We start from the raw sequence: 15,274 nt of genomic DNA, 5'->3' as shown, positions 1-15,274 counted from the left end.
TGGAGCTTGTCTACGTGCCTGCAGGGGCTGAAGGCGTGTACGACTTCGGCGTCGAACGCAACGAAGCGGCGGCGCGACGACAAGCTGACCGGGTAAAGGTCATAAATTCCGCTCGCGAGCACGCCGCCTTTCAGCGCGTCGCCGGGAAGGTTCCATTGGCGCCAATCGGTGGTAAGCGCGACAGCGGCGAGATGAGCGCCCGAGGAATGCCCGGCGATGTACAATCTTTCCGGGTCGCCGCCGAAGGAGCGGGCATTGTTATAGGTCCAGGCGATCGCCTGCCGGACCTGCGACACAAGCACACGCAGATCTCCCGAAACGTCGAGAACCGAAGAGAAATCCAAGGCGACATAGTGAACGCCCGAGGAAACGAATCCCTCGGCCGGGAACGCGTATTGGGCGGCCGCACCCGACCGCCATGAGCCGCCATGGACGAAGATCTGGACCGGCGCGTTGTCGGCGGCGGCGCAAAAGATATCCAGCTGCTCAATGTCGAGCGGTCCGTAGGATCGCCGGGAGGGCGGGCCCAGGCGGGCTGTGCAGGCCAGGCTCTGCGCGCTGTATCCGTCCAGAGTTTGCTGCATATTCTCAGCCCACTTGGTCTGGTCATAGGCATCGTCCAGGGCGGCCTGGCTGTATTCGAGATACACGCCCACGTCAGCTTTCCTTCGCCATGGTTTGAAAGCGCGCGGCTCGGGCTCGAGTCAAGGCGCTTCGCGGAAGGTGGCGGCCAGCTCCCGCTCGAGGCTTTTCGGGTCCTGTTTGAGGCGCTGCTCGATTTCGAATGTGTAGTCGTGAAGTAAAACCTCGTCGAGCCCGTTGACGACGCCGTCGAGCGCGCGCGCCGCGACCTCGGCAACCGATGATTTCTGTCCCAGGAAGGGGCCGCTCATCGGCGTGTCGACAGCCCAGGGAAGGACCACGACGACGCGTGTGTCTTGCGCCGCCAGTTCCGCGCGTACGCCCTCGGACAAGCGGAGGAGCGCGGCTTTGCTGGCGCAATACGAGCCCAAGTTCGGCAACGTCACCTTGCCAAGGATCGACGCCACGTTGACGATCGCGCTTCCGCCCTTGCCCTGGTGCGCAGCGAGGGTCGGCGCGAAGGCGCGGCACATGGCCAGTGCGCCAAGATAGTTGGTCTCGATCTCCCGGCGCGCGGACGCAAGGGAAGGCGCTGCAATAAAGGGAGCCCTGAGATTGACGCCGGCGTTGTTGATGAGAAGCTGAACGTCCCGCGCTCTTTCGGCGGTTCGATTCACCGCGTCTTCGTCGGTTATATCGAGGGCGACGGGAATGACCCTCGGATCGACGCTCGATTCATCGGTCTCGCCGCAGGTTTTATCGGCCGCATACACACGCCGTGCGCCGCGGCTCAAAAGCTCAAGAACGAACTGACGGCCAATGCCGCCATTGGCGCCGGTCACGAACGCACAAATGTTCTTGAGATCGATCATTCCGCTGCGCTTTCGATGCGTATGACGGGATTGCCGCTTGTCTCCCAGTCGTGGCGGTGTTCGATATCGTCAAGGGCGTCCAACGGTCAATAGCGAACGAAGATCTCTTTTATCGCCCTCCCGTGTCTCGCAAATTTTGGGTATTCCAAAAACCGATAACGATCCCCATAACTTTCATTCGCAGCGAATATCAGAGGCGCTAAGCTAAGAGACCATACGCCCACGCGCTGCGAGTTGATCATGCGTTATTCCAAGACCGAGGCGAAGGCCTATGCGCGCGAGCACCTGCGCGGCATTTGGGCCGCCACTCTGACGCCTTTCACTTCTGCAGGAGAGGTGGACGAAGCCGGATTCCTTTCAAACCTCGATCTTTGGATTGAGGACCTCGCCATCGACGGGTTCTTCGTCGGCGGTAAACAGGGCGAATTCTTTTCCATGTCGCTGCCGGAGCGCAAACGGCAGTTCGAAGTGGCGGTGGCGGCGTGCGATGGCCGGGCCGGCACGATATTGTCGTGCTCCGACCAGAACCTGGACGTCGTTCTGGAGCTGGGGCGGCACGCGCAGACCCTCGGCGCCGACTTCATCGTGGTCCACGCGCCAGTGCTTCATTTCGTGGAGCCGCCCGACGAAACGGTCTTTGCCTATTACAGGCACATCAGCGAAGAACTGGACATCGGCGTGGCGATGTGGAGCCACCCAGACAGCGGATACCTGATGAGTCCGGAGCTGTGCGCCAGGATTGCGGAGCTCCCTAATATCGTGGCCATCAAATACAGCGTGCCCCGGGAGATGTATGCGCGCCTGACGTCCATGGTCGGCGACAAGCTCATCGTCAGCACTGCCTCCGAGAAGGAATGGTTCGACAATATCGTGGAGCTCGGCTGGCAGGTTTATCTTTGCTCGACCCCGCCGTTCCTGATGCAGACCAAGGTCGATCGCCGGATGAGGGCCTACACGGATCTGGCCTTCGCCGGCGATATCGGCGCCGCCAGAAGGCTGCGCGACAGCCTCGATCCCGTCCGGCGCGCGCTCCGCGATACGCGGCCGCCGGGCAAGAACCATGCCCATCAAAAATATTGGCAGGAGCTTTTGGGACAGACCGGCGGGCGCGTGCGCCGTCCTCTCTTGGAGCTCACGTCGGAAGAGAAGGCCGCAACCCGAGCGGCGTTGCAGGCCTGCGGCCTCCAGGTGGAGACCGTGACCGGAGCCCATGATTGAGGCCGCGATGCAACCGACGCGGCTCAAGGCTACCAGCGACGGCAGGGCGGACCTTTGTCCCGCCCGCGTGCTCCTGATCGGATACGGCGCGCTCGGACGCTGGGTGGCGAAAGCCGCGGAGCAGAGCGACGAATTCTCAATCGCCAGCGTGTTGGTCAGGCATGGCCGGGAAGACGACGTGCGTCGCGACCTTCCCGGGATCGACGTGGCCGCGTCGCTGGACGCTCTGCAAGGGCGGTTCGATTTCGCCCTCGAGGTCGCGGGCCATGAGGCGGTCGCGACGCATGTTCCGGACCTGCTTGCCGGGGGCGTCGAGACCGCGATTGCTTCGACCGGCGCCCTTGCCGATGACGATCTGCGCGAGCGGGTCATTCGATGCGCGTCTTCGGGAAGAACGCGGCTCCGGCTCCTTTCGGGCGCAATCGGTGGGCTGGACCTTCTGGCGGCGCACCGGGCGGCGGGGATCAGCCGGGTCGTTTACACCGGGCGCAAGCCGCCCGGCGCGTGGAAGGTGACGGCCGGCCTGCCGAGCACCGACAAGGAATGTCTGATTTTCCAAGGCACAGCCCGGGAGGCGGCGCGGGCCTTTCCGGCCAATGCAAACGTCGCCGCGACGATCGCCCTTGCCGGGGCCGGTCTCGACAAGACCGAGGTGCGTCTTGTCGCCGATCCTGCTCTTCGTCACAACGTCCACCACGTCGAAGCCGAGAGCAAGGCTGGCGCTTTCAAGCTTGAAATGACCGGTTGGCCGCTGGCGGACAATCCGTCCACGTCGGCCCTCACGGCATACAGCGCGCTGCGCACGCTGCAGGGTCTCACGCAGCCTTTGGACCTTTAGGGGCCTCCGAGAGCCGGAGGCACGAGCCCCTCCGCGATCAACTTCAGCTGCTCGACCAATGCCGCCGCCGCCGGCGCCAGACGCGTCCCGCGTCGGGTCGAAATGCCGATGGCGCCCGGGATGAAAGCCAGCTGCACCGGGACCGGAGCGATGCCGAAAGATGCGGCTTCCTGTTCCGCGACAAGCGCCGGCATCACCCCCAACAAGTCGGTATGCGCCAGGATCTGGCGGTTGGTCAGCAACGAGACCGACTCGACCGCCACCCGGGGCGGCGGCCACCCGGCGTCTTTGAAAGCTGTTTCGACCTGCCGGCGCAGCGTCGTTTCAGGCGGGGGAAGGACCCATTGATAGTCGACGAGTTGTTCAAGGCTGACGGCCGCGGCGCTTGTCAGCGGGTTCGACCGGCCCGCCACGACCGTGACGCACTCCGAATAGAGCGGCGTCTGCTCGATGTCGTCTCGACTGTCCGCAGCCATGAGCCGACCAACCAGGAGATCTGCTTCCCCGTTGCGAAGCATGGGAAGCAGACGATCGTTCGCCCCTTCAATGACTTTCACGACGACGTTCGGTCGTTGGTTCTTCAGCGCGACGATCGCGCCGGGCAGGAGCGCAGCAGACGCGCTGAGCAGCGTTCCGACCGTGACCCGTCCTGCCGCGCCTGTGGCGAGATCGGCTATTTCCTGTGCGGCGTGCTCGGCATGGGCAAGCAGCAATCGTCCGTGAAGGACGAAAGCTTCGCCAAGTGCGTTCGGCTCGACCCCTCGATTGCTTCGGATGAACAAGGGCGCGCCGAGCTCGTGCTCGAGATCCTGCAGCAGCTTTGTCGCTGTGGGTTGGGAAATGTGGAGGTCGGAGGCGGCCTTCAGGATGCTCCTACGCTCTGCGACAGCCACGGCGAGGCGGAAGTGCCTCAAGCCAAGGCGGGTGAGGAGGCGATCGGAGAGGAGCACCATGTTGGTATTTATCTTCCCGATATCAAAAGCAAATCAACCTATTTTTCAAGAATACCAAGGTGGCGCTATGCCGATGCTGGCTGTGGCGATGCATTCCGGCGAGGCTTTGAGATGCGATATCCCGAACTCGATCTCTATGTCGGCGGAGAGTGGAGAAGGACGACGGCGTCGGCGGCGGTCCTCAACCCGGCCAACGAGCGGGAGATCGGCAAAGTGCCGCTCGCAAGCGAAGCGGACCTCGACGCGGCGTTGAATGCGGCCGCCGAGGGATTCCGGGTTTGGAGCCGGACGGCTCCCAGCGCCCGCGCTGACGTCATCCGCAAGGCGGCGTCACTGATGCGCGAGCGCATCGACGAGATCGCGCACACCATCACGCTCGAACAGGGAAAGCCCCTGGCGGAGAGCCGCGCCGAAGTGATCCGGGGGTGTGAATTCTTCGAGTGGGATGCGGGCGAATGCGTGCGCGTGTACGGCCGCGTGATCCCGAGCGCGAAAGACATACGTTACCTGGTGCTGCATCAGCCGATCGGTACGGTCGCGGCCTTTTCGCCCTGGAATTTTCCGATGAGCCAGCCCGCGCGCAAGATCGGAGGGGCGCTGGCCGCCGGATGCTCGGTCATCATCAAGGCTGCTGAGGAGACGCCGGGCGGCGCTGTTCATATCGCGCGCGCGTTCCATGACGCCGGCTTGCCGCCGGGCGTCCTCAATCTCGTGTTCGGCGTGCCCGCCGAGATATCGAGCTACCTTATTCCCCAGGATCAGGTCCGCCTCGTCGCCTTCACAGGATCCACCGCGGTCGGCAAACACCTGTCGGAGCTGGCCGCTAGGCATATGACGCCCGTACTCATGGAACTCGGGGGGCATGCGCCCGTGATCGTTTGCGATGACGTCGATCCGGTCGCCGCTGGTGTCACGTCGGCGTTGCGCAAGTTCCGGAACGCGGGGCAGGTCTGCACCTCGCCCACGCGGTTCTATGTCATGGAGCCGCTATACAGGCGCTTCTGCGAGGCCTTTGTGCAGACGGCGCGAGGCTTGAAGGTGGGAGACGGCCTCGAGACGGGCGTACATATGGGCCCGGTCGCGCATGACCGCCGCATTTCCGCACTCGAACTCCTCGTGGCGGACGCGTGCGCAAAGGGCGCCAGGCTCATCGCCGGCGGCGAGCGGACGCAGGGCCGGGGCTACTTCTTCACACCCACGGTGCTCGCGGAGTCGCCCGACGACGCGCGGGTCATGCGGGAGGAGCCTTTCGGGCCGGTAGCCCTCATCAATCCCGTCTCGTCGCTGGATGAAGCCGTGACGAAGGCCAACGCCCTGCCGTTCGGCCTTGCAGGCTATGCGTTCACGAATTGCGCAAGCACCGCCGCACGCCTGGCGGAAGACGTTCAAGTGGGCAACCTGTCCATCAACACCCTCGAAGCCTCCGTGGCGGAGACCCCGTTCGGGGGGGTTAAGGATAGCGGCTATGGCCGGGAGGGCGGGGCCGAGGGGCTTTCGCACTATACGATCGTAAAGACGGTCTCGCACAAGTTTTGCTAGGGTCGCCGAAGGCAGGATTTCCGATAGCCGACGCAAATCAAGCGATTGCCCGAAGGCGCCGACCGGGCACTAGGATGTACATCTGGGTACAGACTAGCAGCGACGAATATCCGAAGCCGCACCCAAGCATCCGGGCGGGTGTAACACCGAGCAGGAGGCCGGTTCACAGCCCCTCCGAGCCGCAACGAAGAGAACATATTTCTCATGGCCGCTTTCATACCTCCCTTCAATTTTGAGGCCTGGGTGGAGAGGCATCGTGCGCTGCTCAAGCCGCCTGTCTCCAACCGCTTGCTGTTCGACGAGCCCGGCGGCTTGGTCATTCAGGTCATCGGCGGCGGAAACCGCCGCGTGGATTTTCACGATGATCCCGCGCAGGAATTCTTCTATCAGATCGCCGGAGACATGATCCTGAAGGTCATCGACCGCGGGCGGAGCGAGGACGTGCGCATCCGCCAGGGCGATGTCTTTCTGCTCCCGCCGCATATACGCCATTCGCCGCAACGGCCGGCGCCGGACTCCATCGGGCTCGTCGTCGAAGGTCCGCGAGAGCCCGGCCAGCTCGACGGCTTCGAATGGTTTTGTTTCAGTTGCGGAACGCTGGTGCATCGCGTCGAAATCACGCTGAAGAACATCGTTACGGATCTTCCGCCGCTATTCGACGCCTTTTACGGAAACGAAAAGCTGCGCCACTGCCCGTCCTGCGGAGCCCTGCATCCGGGCCGCGAGCCTCCGCCTGGTTGGGTGACCCTTTGAGCTCCATGTCGTCGTCTTGAAATCGAGATGGTGGCGGTGAGGGCGCGCCACGCACAGCTGCGATCTCCAACCGCATCCGTCTGTCTCCAAGCAAGGCTGTCCTTCCGAGCTTTACCTTGCGGATAACTCGGAAATCCCCTCAGCCAAGTCTTCCGCCGTGCGTTCGAACGGCTTTTCGGCAGCGTACATCGTCGCCGCCGAGAGTAGGGTTGAGGGGAACGACACCAGCAGCACGCCCCACAGCAAACTGCGCGGACCGCTCGTGAGCAGATCCGATAGGCCGGCCGGCGCCAATACACCGATCGCTCCGAAAAGAGTGACCAGGATGCTGTAGATCGCCATGAAGCGCGCCCGAACGTGGCTGGGCGCCAGATCCTGCAGCACGCTCGGCATAAGCGATCCTGAAAGGGTGGCGAAGCCGACGTACACGCCCACGAGGGCGAACCCTTGCCAGGCCGCGCTGACCATCGGCATCGCCAGCACCGTGGGAGCGGCGCACAGCAACGGGACCCAGATCAGGCGCAGCGCCGCGCGCCGGCCAAGCCGGGGCTGAAGCCATCGCTGCAGCAGGCTTGCGCCGCCGACGCCGGCGAGGGCGCCGAACAGGCAACTGAGCCCCAGCGCAATCCCGTTTTCAGCCGGCGTCACGCCGAAGATGCGCGCCATCGAGACCGGCATCCAGGCGAGCATGCCGCCAGACGCCAGCGTCATGAGGCTGATCGCCGCCAGGATCAGGCCGATCGTACGCCGGTGCGCCAGAAGATGAGGCCCTAACGCCGCGCGCGAGGGGCTTTGCGCCGCTTTCTGCGCGGGATGATGCGCCGGCCGCCGAAGGCGCATGAACAGGGTAAGCCCCAGGAAGAGGGGCAAGGGCGCCGCGACGAGGAAGAAGGCGAGGCGCCAGGACTCGAACCCTTGAAACAGGGGAGGGAGAGCCGAGTGGATCTTGTCGAGTCCGGCTACGGCCGCGCCGCCGAACATCATGCCCAGCGAGGCGCTCACGAGCGCGAAGAAATAGTAGATCAGATTGGCTGTGACGCGCTCGCGGCCATTGAACAGATCAGGCACCACGGAGAGGATCAGCGGCGCCGCGCCAGCCTCGCCGGCGGTCACCGCCACCACGGCGAAGAACAGGCTCGCAAATCCCTGGGCAAGGCCGCACGCCACCGTGCCGCCGGCCCAGATGACCATGCAGCCGGCGAGCACCAGGCGTCGATCGAAGCGATCGGCGAGCCAGGCGGCGGGGTAGGTGGCGAGGAGCGAAAAGGCGGCGGCGCCCAATCCCTGGACGGCGCCGAGTTGGGAATTGCTCAGTCCCAGGCTCTTGGACAGGGGCGCGGCCACCAGGCTCAGGATTTGGCGATCCACGAACGCGAACAGCAGGATCGCGATCAGCGCCCACAGCGTGAACCACGCCTGCGCCGGCGCTGCGTCCTCGATGGGGTGTTCGATGCCATGCGCCGGGCTCAGCTCAGTCACGCCTGCACTCTCCGTCTCGATCCAGCGCCGCAGGTAATCCGGCTCCATATTGAAGCCGCCGTCCCTTGGCCGCCCGAGGCGGGGGCCTTGCGTTCGGTCCTTGGCTCAGATGACGGCTTTTTTTCCAGAACCCGTAAGGATTCGCGGACGGCAGCCGTCCATGAGGCATGACCGCTTCCGACGCTGGGCCCATCCCGTCGGCGGCGAGAATGTTCATGGAGGCGGCGATGACGACGGAGGTTTTGGCGGCGAGCCTGCTGGCGAGCCGCGTTGAGGGGGGGCCGCCGTCCGGAACGGATGAGTTCCTGTGGCTCGAGGCGCCGCGGGGGCCGCAGGCGCTGGAGTGGGCGCGCGCTGAAACCAAGGCGGCGCACGAGGCCCTCGCTGCAAGCCCGGACCACGCCGAGATCCTCGCGCGGCTCAAGTCGCTTTTGGCCGCTGGCGACCCGCCGCCCCTGATCCAGCTCCTCGGCCCCATCGCGCTCAAGTTTCAAAGATCGGTCGCCCATCCCCATGGACTGCTGCAGGTCGCGGAGCGCGACGGGGACGGCGTGCCCACAGCCTGGCGAACGGTCCTGGACGTGGATGCTTTGCGGGCGCGAGAAGGGCGGGCTTATAAGCTGCAGTTCGGCGTCGGAGGGACGGATTGCGTCGCGCCGGATTACCGACGCTGCATTCTGGCCTTGTCGCCTGAAGGTGGGGACGAGGTCGAGCTGCGCGAGTTCGACCTCGATCGCGGGGACTTCGTTGAGGGCGGCTTTCGCACGCCGGCGAGCCGGGCCTTCGCCGCCTGGCTCGACGCCGACCATCTGCTGCTAGAACATACGGTGGGTTCGGCTCCGCGGCTGAAGACCGGCTGGCCGGCGCAGGTCGTCATCTGGAGCCGTGGAACGCCGCTGGAGGCGGCGAAGATCGTCATGCGCGCTGCGGCGGATGACGCGCTGATGGTCGTAAGCGCCATGGGCGAGGGCGCGGACCGGATCGGCGTCGTTCAGCGGGCCATCGACTATTCCACCTTCGAGTATCGGCTGGTGCGCCCGGATGGGACCGTCACAGTCGCCGAGCTTCCGGCGAAGCTGAAGATGGCTGTCGGCGCGACGAAGACGTCGCGGCATATTCTCGTGCAGTTGGCCGAGGCTGCGGAGGTGGCGGGCCGACGCCTGCCTGCAGAAAGCGTTCTTGCCTATGACACGTCCGCCACGGCCGCGGTCGGGCGCCGCGTCTCGGTGCTCCACGCGCCTGGAGACGGCGAGTATGTCACCGACGTGACGGGCGGTCTCGTTGCAAGCCGCGATCGGGTGGGCCTGGTGCTGGAGCGCCGCGGCGCGAGGAAAGTCGTCACCTTGAGCTGTGCGGATGGAAGCTGGGACTCCGCAGTGCTCGCGCAAGCGCCGGTCGGGGTCACGTCCACATTCGTCGGCGCCGATCCGGCCAGCGGCGACCTGCTCCTGCAAAGCTCCGGATTCCTCATGCCCGCGGAAATCCAGCTGCATCGTCCGGGCCGCCCGGCGGCCACCCTGTTCGCCGAGGCGCCGGTGCTGGACGCGGCGTGCTTTGCGGTGGACCTGAAGACCGCCGTCTCTGGCGACGGGACCGAAGTCGACTACTACCTGCTGCGGCCGGCGCAGCCGAAGACGCCAGGGGCCACGCCGACGCTGATGACCGGCTACGGCGCCTTCGGCTTCTCCCTGGCGCCGGGCTACTTCGATGCGACGGTGGGCGGACGGTCCCTGGCCATCTGGCTGGAACGCGGCGGCGCGCTTGCTCTGCCGCTCATCCGGGGCGGTGGCGAAAGGGGAGAGGCCTGGCACCTCGCCGCCATAAGGGAGAAACGGCAGCGGTCGTACGACGACTTCGCCGCCGCCAGCGAGGCGCTGATCCGCGACAAGTTCACGACCGCCGCGCATCTCGGCGTCTTCGGCATGTCGAACGGCGGCCTGCTCGCGGCGGTGATGGGCACGCAGCGCCCGGACCTTTACGGCGCGATCGTGAGCGACGTTCCGCTCGCCGACATGCTGCGCTTTCCGCACATGGGGATGGGCGCGGCTTGGATCAACGAATACGGCGACCCTGCCGATCCCGTCCAGGCCCAGGCGCTGGCGGCCTACTCGCCTTTCCACAACGTGCGGCGGCGCGAGTCTTATCCGAAGTTCATGGTCACCGTATCGACGGAGGACAACCGCGTCGGTCCCGGCCATGCGCGCAAGCTCGCCGCCCGGCTGTGGGCGGCCGGGGCGGAAGTCTATTTCCTCGAGGACGAGGCGGGCGGACACGGCGTGAGCGACCCGCTGAGCCGGCCGGAGCTCATGGCCGACCGTATGACGTTCCTGCTGAATGCGCTAAAATGACCGGCGGCGCCGACGCCTCATGGCTCGCCTGAGGGCGGAGAAATATTTCGTTGGCCGCGCTACGGATTTCATTCGTGCTCGCGTCTTTGGTAGTGTGACGCGCCGCCGCTACCTGCGGTCGAATTTTTGGTTTGATGCATGTCAGGCTATGCCCCTTCGCCGGAGAACGGCCCCGACCGGGAGGTCGTGGACGCGCTGGCGCGCCGGCATCGCGCCGCGCTCGTGCGGTACTTCCAGCGCAAGGGCTTCACCGCGCTGGACGCCGAGGATGGCGTCCAGGAGGTGTTCGAGAGGCTTGCCCGGCGCGATGGGCTGGCGGACCGGGTGGAGCATTTCGACGGATATCTGTTCGCCGTCGCCGCCCATGTGGCGACCGACCTCCTGCGCCGGGGGCGGGCGCGGCGGTCGCGCCTGCACGACAGCTACGAAGAGGCTGTCCACGCTCCACGTGACTGTTCTCCCGAGGAGGTCCTCGAAGGGCGGGAGGCTTTGGCGCGCCTGGTGACTGCGCTCAAGGAATTGCCGGAGCGCACGCGCCACATCTTCATCTTGGCGCGGCTCGAGCACATGCGCCAGGCGGAGATCGCTCGGCGGCTCGGGGTGTCGCTCAGCACCGTCGAGAAGCACTTGGCTTCGGCGATCGCTTACCTCGGGCAGAAGGCGGGACGCTCATGAGGTGGGCGGCGAAACCCAATTCCGTCGCAGGCGGCGCGACGTCACCGCACGAGGTTGCGGCGGAGTGGTTGCTGCGCGACGAGGCGAGGGGACTCTCCGACGTCGAACGCCAGCGGCTGGATCGCTGGCTCGAGGCCAGCCCCGCGAACCGCGCGGCATGGGCGGACGTGCACCTGACGATGAACACCGTCAGTGAAAACGCCGCTGATCCGCAACTGATGGCCATGCGCTCGGCGGCGCTGACGGCGCGGGGCGAGCCCGGCCGCCGTCTGCCTGGCCTTGCCGTTGCAGCCGCAGTGGTCGCCCTCGTCGTCGCCGGCTCGTGGGGGGCGATGCAGTTTCACGACGGCAATCGGCTCGGCGAGGTGGCGTCGCTGGTGCTGCGCCAGGGCCGGCCAGACGCCGGCGTCTATCGCACCAATGTCGGCGAGCGCGCGACCATCGCCCTGCCGGACGGGTCGCTGGCCACGCTCGACACGGACAGCGCGCTGAAGGTGGAATACACCGCGGCGGAGCGCGGCGTCCGGCTGCTGCGCGGCCAGGCCCTGTTCGAGGTCGCCAAACATCGCACGCTCCCGTTCCAGGTCTATGCCGGAAACAGCCGCATCACCGCGGTCGGCACCAAGTTCGACGTGCGGCTTTATGGCTCGGGCGAGCACCCGCAGGTCCGCGTTGCGCTTATCGAGGGCGTGGTTCGCGTCACGAAGGTCGACCCCGCGCCGGACGCGTCCGCTCCGCGCGAGGTCGTGACCATGACGCCTGGGGAGTTGCTCACCGCCTCCCCGGAAGAGCCGGTGCGGGTTGTGCGCGCCGACACCGAGCGCATGGCCAGCTGGCGCGCCGGGTTCCTGACATTCGACGACGTGCCGCTCGCCCAGGCGGTCGCCGAGATGAACCGATACACCAGCGACCGCATCGTGGTCCGGGACGAGTCGATCTCGCCCCTTCACGTCAGCGGCGTGTTCAAGACCGGCGATGCGGATCATTTCGCCGCGACCCTCGCCGATGGGCTTCCGCTGCGAGTTGCACGTTCCGCGGACGGGGACATCGAGCTTTTGGCCAAGAACTGAGCGACGCGGCCGGAGTTCAGGGGGACGGTGAAGCTTTAACGACGGCCTTTTATGGGTTTTGTGACCGCCGGCGTCCCTGGAGGCGAAGGGATGCCGGGAGGCGATCCCTGGAATGGGGGAGGCTACATGGCTCACAAAACTCGCTTCGCACAATCCACCTTGCGCGTCCTGTTGCTGGCCGGCAGCGCCGGTCTTGCCCTGGGGACCGCGGCTTCGGCGCAAGGCGCCAAGCGCGTGCATTACGACCTTCCGGCGTCGGATCTCGGAACGGCGCTCAACCAGGTAGCGCGGCAGGGCCGCCAGGAGATCGTGTTCGACTCTGCTCTTGTGCGGGGCAAGCGCGCCGCGCCGCTGGTCGGCGACTACACGCCCGCCGAGGCGCTGGATCGGGTGCTCGCGGGCTCCGGCCTCGCCGTGCGGCAAAACGCCTCGGGCGCGGAGGTGATAACGAGCGCCGCCCCTTTGTCCCAAGGCCCCGCCACAGAACTCGCGGAGGTGGTGGTCACTGCGCAGAAGCGCAAGGAGGATGTTAGGAAGATTTCCGGTTCGGTCACCGCCTACACGAGCCAGCAGCTCGAGAAGATCGGTGCGGAAAAGATGGAGGACTACCTGACGCTGACGCCCGGCGTCGCCTTCTATAGCGACGTCCCCGGCCTCTCGCGGGCCGTCCTGCGGGGCGTATCGACGACGACGTCGATCGACCAGGGCCAGGCGACGGTCGGCTACTTCATCAACGACGTTCCGCTCACCGATCCCTATTTCACGGTCGCCATCCCGGACATAGATGCGTTCGACGTCGACAACGTCGTGGTGCTGCGAGGGCCGCAGGGAACGCTGTTCGGCTCGGCGACGCTCGGGGGCTCGATCAACTATCAGGCCGCCAAGCCCGACCTGAGCGCCTTCCAGTCCCATGTCCAGGTCGGTGTTGAAGGGGTGGACGGCGGCGGGGTGGGTGCATCCGGCAAGCTGATGGTGAACCTGCCGGTGGTTCCCGACGTCTTCGGGGTGAGGGCGGTCTACGTCTATCGCAACACCTCCGGCTACGTCGACGACGTCGGCACGGGGGAGAAGAACGCGAACAGCAACCTCGTGCGGGGCGGGCGCGTCGAGGCCGCCTGGACGCCGACCGCCACCACCAGTGTGAACTACATGTTCCTGGATCAGGCGCAGGACACAGCTGATAGCGGCTATATCCAGCCGCAGTTCTCCGGAGCGCTGAAGAAACAGGCCGGCTTTCCGGAAGCGTACAAATTCCGCACCGTGATCCACAACCTTCGGCTTGACCAGGATCTCGGCTTCGGCGTGCTGACGGCGACCGCGACCTACCACAAGAAGACACAGAATTCGGTCCAGGATCTGACTGGTTTCTTCGGCCCGCTTCTGCCCGGCACGGAACCCATCCACATCGGGCAGTTCGCCTACGCCAAGGGCACGACCTTCGAGGCGCGGCTGGCGTCAAAGCCCGGTGAGAAGCTCGAATATCTGGTCGGCGCGATGCACGACGATACGCGCGAGAACATCATCGACAACTTTTTCTCCGCCAACGCCCAGCAGCTGGTCGAAACGACCTACGGGGGGCTGTTCGGGCCGGGGATTGGGCAGGCGGGCGCCCCTAACAACGTCTTCTATTTTGCGAACGTCCTGTTCAGGGGGAAGGAAACCGCGGCGTTCGGCGAGGCCTCCTATCACATCGACGACCAATGGAAGATCACGCTGGGCGGACGCGCGTTCGAGACGGAAGCGCGCAACACCAGCACCGACAGCGGCTTCTTCAATCTGCTGACCAGCGGCGCGCTCAACACGACACTTCAAGGCAGGCAAAAGGAGCGCGGCTTTACGCCGAAGGTCGCTCTCACCTGGACGCCGAACGATAATTTCATGGCCTATGCGCTGGCGTCGAAGGGCTTCCGCTTCGGGGGACCGAACATCAATCCGTCGACGCCGGCCAACCCCATCCCCGCGACCTTCGGCTCGGACTCGCTGTGGAATTACGAGCTCGGCCTTCGCTCCAGCCTCTTCAACCGGCGCCTCCTCGTGGATGCGACGGCCTTCTATGTCGACTGGAGCGGCATCCAGTTGCGCCTGAACACGCCGGCGGGGCTGGCCTATGCGAAGAACGCCGGGAGGGCGCGCAACTACGGCCTCGAAGGATCGACCAACTGGCTGATCGCGCCCGGTCTGACCTTGCAGACCAACCTCACCTATCTCGAAGCCGCGCTCGCCTCCGACTTCGACCCTGGCGCGGGGCAGCCGATCATTCGCAAGGGCACGGCTTTGCCGGGTTCCGCGAAATGGCAGGTCTCGAACGTGCTCAGCTACGACTGGCATGACGGGCCGGGCCGGCCGCAGTTCGTGGTGACCCACCGCTATTCCTCGTCTCGGGCGCAGGACTTCACCTTCCCCACCGACCTCGGCAGCTATTCGCTGGTGGACGGGCGGGTCACCTTCCGGGTGAGAGACGATGCGACCCTGACGATCTTCGCCAACAACATCGGCAACCGCCACGCCCTGTCGGCAGGGCAAGACGTTCCCGGCAAGATACAGCACTATATCTTCACGCCACGGACGTTCGGCCTGACGTTCGACTACAGGCTGTGACTTCAGCGAGCGGGCCGAACCGTCGACCCGCTCGCTTTTTCCATCGGAAGGTCGCGGACCCGAACCGTTGGGGCCATGAATGAGAGGGCGGCCCCTAAGATTCTGTATTGCTGAGAAAAAATGGTGGATGCGACAGGGATTGAACCTGTGACCCCCTCGGTGTGAACGAGGTGCTCTCCCGCTGAGCTACGCATCCGCCGGGGCGGTCGGCGTCAGGCGCCGGCCGCGGAGGGCGCGCATATAACCTGGACGTTCATCCGCCGCAAGCGTCCAGCAACCGGGCGCAGCCGTCGGGCAGTTGGTCGAAATGATCGATCAGCAGGTCGGGTTCGAGTTCGCGGGCCGGGAT

12 protein-coding genes, 1 tRNA gene and 1 pseudogene are annotated in these 15,274 nt (G+C 65.5%); 8 read left to right on the top strand and 6 right to left on the bottom strand.

Going from position 1 to position 15,274, the window contains the following annotated elements; genetic code table 11:
* Both VJS38_RS11995 and VJS38_RS11990 read right to left on the bottom strand, forming a co-directional pair.
* On the bottom strand, positions 1 to 656 hold a 656-nt coding region (locus VJS38_RS11995), incomplete at its 3' end, for an alpha/beta hydrolase (RefSeq protein ID WP_324088383.1).
* A gap of 48 nt (positions 657 to 704) precedes the next feature.
* Positions 705 to 1,454 (bottom strand): SDR family NAD(P)-dependent oxidoreductase, encoded by a 750-nt coding sequence (locus VJS38_RS11990; RefSeq protein WP_324088382.1) that lies wholly within the window; start codon positions 1,452 to 1,454, stop codon positions 705 to 707.
* 240 nt (positions 1,455 to 1,694) lie between these two features.
* Between VJS38_RS11990 and VJS38_RS11985 the strand changes: the two genes are divergently transcribed.
* Entirely contained in the window at positions 1,695 to 2,672 is a 978-nt protein-coding gene (locus VJS38_RS11985) for a dihydrodipicolinate synthase family protein (RefSeq protein WP_324088381.1), read from the top strand.
* On the top strand, positions 2,665 to 3,510 hold the full coding sequence (locus VJS38_RS11980) for an aspartate dehydrogenase (RefSeq protein WP_324088380.1): 846 nt from the start codon (positions 2,665 to 2,667) through the stop codon (positions 3,508 to 3,510). Before VJS38_RS11985 ends, VJS38_RS11980 begins: the two co-directional genes overlap by 8 nt.
* Here VJS38_RS11980 and VJS38_RS11975 read toward each other — a convergent pair.
* Both VJS38_RS11975 and VJS38_RS21005 read right to left on the bottom strand, forming a co-directional pair.
* Positions 3,507 to 4,223, bottom strand: coding sequence for a LysR substrate-binding domain-containing protein (locus VJS38_RS11975; RefSeq protein WP_324088379.1), 717 nt, complete (start codon positions 4,221 to 4,223; stop codon positions 3,507 to 3,509). The two genes, VJS38_RS11980 and VJS38_RS11975, sit on opposite strands and share 4 nt — an antisense overlap.
* A gap of 81 nt (positions 4,224 to 4,304) precedes the next feature.
* Positions 4,305 to 4,463: pseudogene (locus tag VJS38_RS21005) on the bottom strand (helix-turn-helix domain-containing protein); the annotation flags it as partial.
* A 111-nt stretch (positions 4,464 to 4,574) separates the two neighbouring features.
* Here VJS38_RS21005 and VJS38_RS11970 point away from each other — a divergent pair.
* Together VJS38_RS11970 and VJS38_RS11965 are read left to right on the top strand one after the other, a co-directional pair.
* A complete protein-coding gene (locus VJS38_RS11970) occupies positions 4,575 to 6,002 on the top strand; it encodes an NAD-dependent succinate-semialdehyde dehydrogenase (protein WP_414692440.1) in 1,428 nt (475 codons plus the stop codon).
* A gap of 204 nt (positions 6,003 to 6,206) precedes the next feature.
* Positions 6,207 to 6,755: a 3-hydroxyanthranilate 3,4-dioxygenase gene (locus VJS38_RS11965; protein ID WP_324088377.1), complete on the top strand. Its 549-nt coding sequence runs from the start codon at positions 6,207 to 6,209 to the stop codon at positions 6,753 to 6,755.
* A gap of 111 nt (positions 6,756 to 6,866) precedes the next feature.
* Here the strand turns inward: VJS38_RS11965 and VJS38_RS11960 are convergent, their stop codons facing one another.
* Positions 6,867 to 8,282: an MFS transporter gene (locus VJS38_RS11960; protein ID WP_324088376.1), complete on the bottom strand. Its 1,416-nt coding sequence runs from the start codon at positions 8,280 to 8,282 to the stop codon at positions 6,867 to 6,869.
* A 179-nt stretch (positions 8,283 to 8,461) separates the two neighbouring features.
* On the opposite strand from VJS38_RS11960, the gene VJS38_RS11955 reads away from it, so the two are divergent.
* The 4 genes from VJS38_RS11955 (at position 8,462) to VJS38_RS11940 (ending at position 14,925) form a co-directional block, all read left to right on the top strand.
* Positions 8,462 to 10,582, top strand: a complete 2,121-nt coding sequence (locus tag VJS38_RS11955) for a prolyl oligopeptidase family serine peptidase (protein WP_324088375.1) — start codon at positions 8,462 to 8,464, stop codon at positions 10,580 to 10,582.
* A 186-nt stretch (positions 10,583 to 10,768) separates the two neighbouring features.
* Positions 10,769 to 11,257: an RNA polymerase sigma factor gene (locus tag VJS38_RS11950; protein WP_324088374.1), complete on the top strand. Its 489-nt coding sequence runs from the start codon at positions 10,769 to 10,771 to the stop codon at positions 11,255 to 11,257.
* A 68-nt stretch (positions 11,258 to 11,325) separates the two neighbouring features.
* Entirely contained in the window at positions 11,326 to 12,327 is a 1,002-nt protein-coding gene (locus VJS38_RS11945; protein WP_324088373.1) for a FecR family protein, read from the top strand.
* A 126-nt stretch (positions 12,328 to 12,453) separates the two neighbouring features.
* The gene (locus VJS38_RS11940; RefSeq protein WP_324088372.1) at positions 12,454 to 14,925 is read left to right on the top strand and encodes a TonB-dependent receptor; all 2,472 of its coding nucleotides are present in this window, start codon (positions 12,454 to 12,456) and stop codon (positions 14,923 to 14,925) included.
* 121 nt (positions 14,926 to 15,046) lie between these two features.
* On the opposite strand, the gene VJS38_RS11935 is transcribed toward VJS38_RS11940, so the two are convergent.
* Positions 15,047 to 15,121 (bottom strand) — tRNA-Val (locus tag VJS38_RS11935).
* Between the last annotated feature and the right edge of the window lie 153 nt (positions 15,122 to 15,274).

The organism is Phenylobacterium sp., assembly GCF_035276905.1.
In the GTDB taxonomy this organism is placed as follows: Bacteria; Pseudomonadota; Alphaproteobacteria; order Caulobacterales; family Caulobacteraceae; genus Phenylobacterium.
The sequence above is the reverse complement of the archived record's forward strand: the minus strand, read 5'-3'. Positions and strand labels throughout refer to the sequence as shown.

Bases quoted from the DNA above. Each gene is read 5' to 3' on its own strand.
- VJS38_RS11990 (WP_324088382.1), bottom strand. From the start codon at position 1,454: ATGATCGATCTCAAGAACATTTGTGCGTTCGTGACCGGCGCCAATGGC.
- VJS38_RS11985 (WP_324088381.1), top strand. From the start codon at position 1,695: ATGCGTTATTCCAAGACCGAGGCGAAGGCCTATGCGCGCGAGCACCTG.
- VJS38_RS11980 (WP_324088380.1), top strand. From the start codon at position 2,665: ATGATTGAGGCCGCGATGCAACCGACGCGGCTCAAGGCTACCAGCGAC.
- VJS38_RS11970 (WP_414692440.1), top strand. From the start codon at position 4,575: ATGCGATATCCCGAACTCGATCTCTATGTCGGCGGAGAGTGGAGAAGG.
- VJS38_RS11965 (WP_324088377.1), top strand. From the start codon at position 6,207: ATGGCCGCTTTCATACCTCCCTTCAATTTTGAGGCCTGGGTGGAGAGG.
- VJS38_RS11960 (WP_324088376.1), bottom strand. From the start codon at position 8,282: ATGGAGCCGGATTACCTGCGGCGCTGGATCGAGACGGAGAGTGCAGGC.
- VJS38_RS11955 (WP_324088375.1), top strand. From the start codon at position 8,462: ATGACGACGGAGGTTTTGGCGGCGAGCCTGCTGGCGAGCCGCGTTGAG.
- VJS38_RS11940 (WP_324088372.1), top strand. From the start codon at position 12,454: ATGGCTCACAAAACTCGCTTCGCACAATCCACCTTGCGCGTCCTGTTG.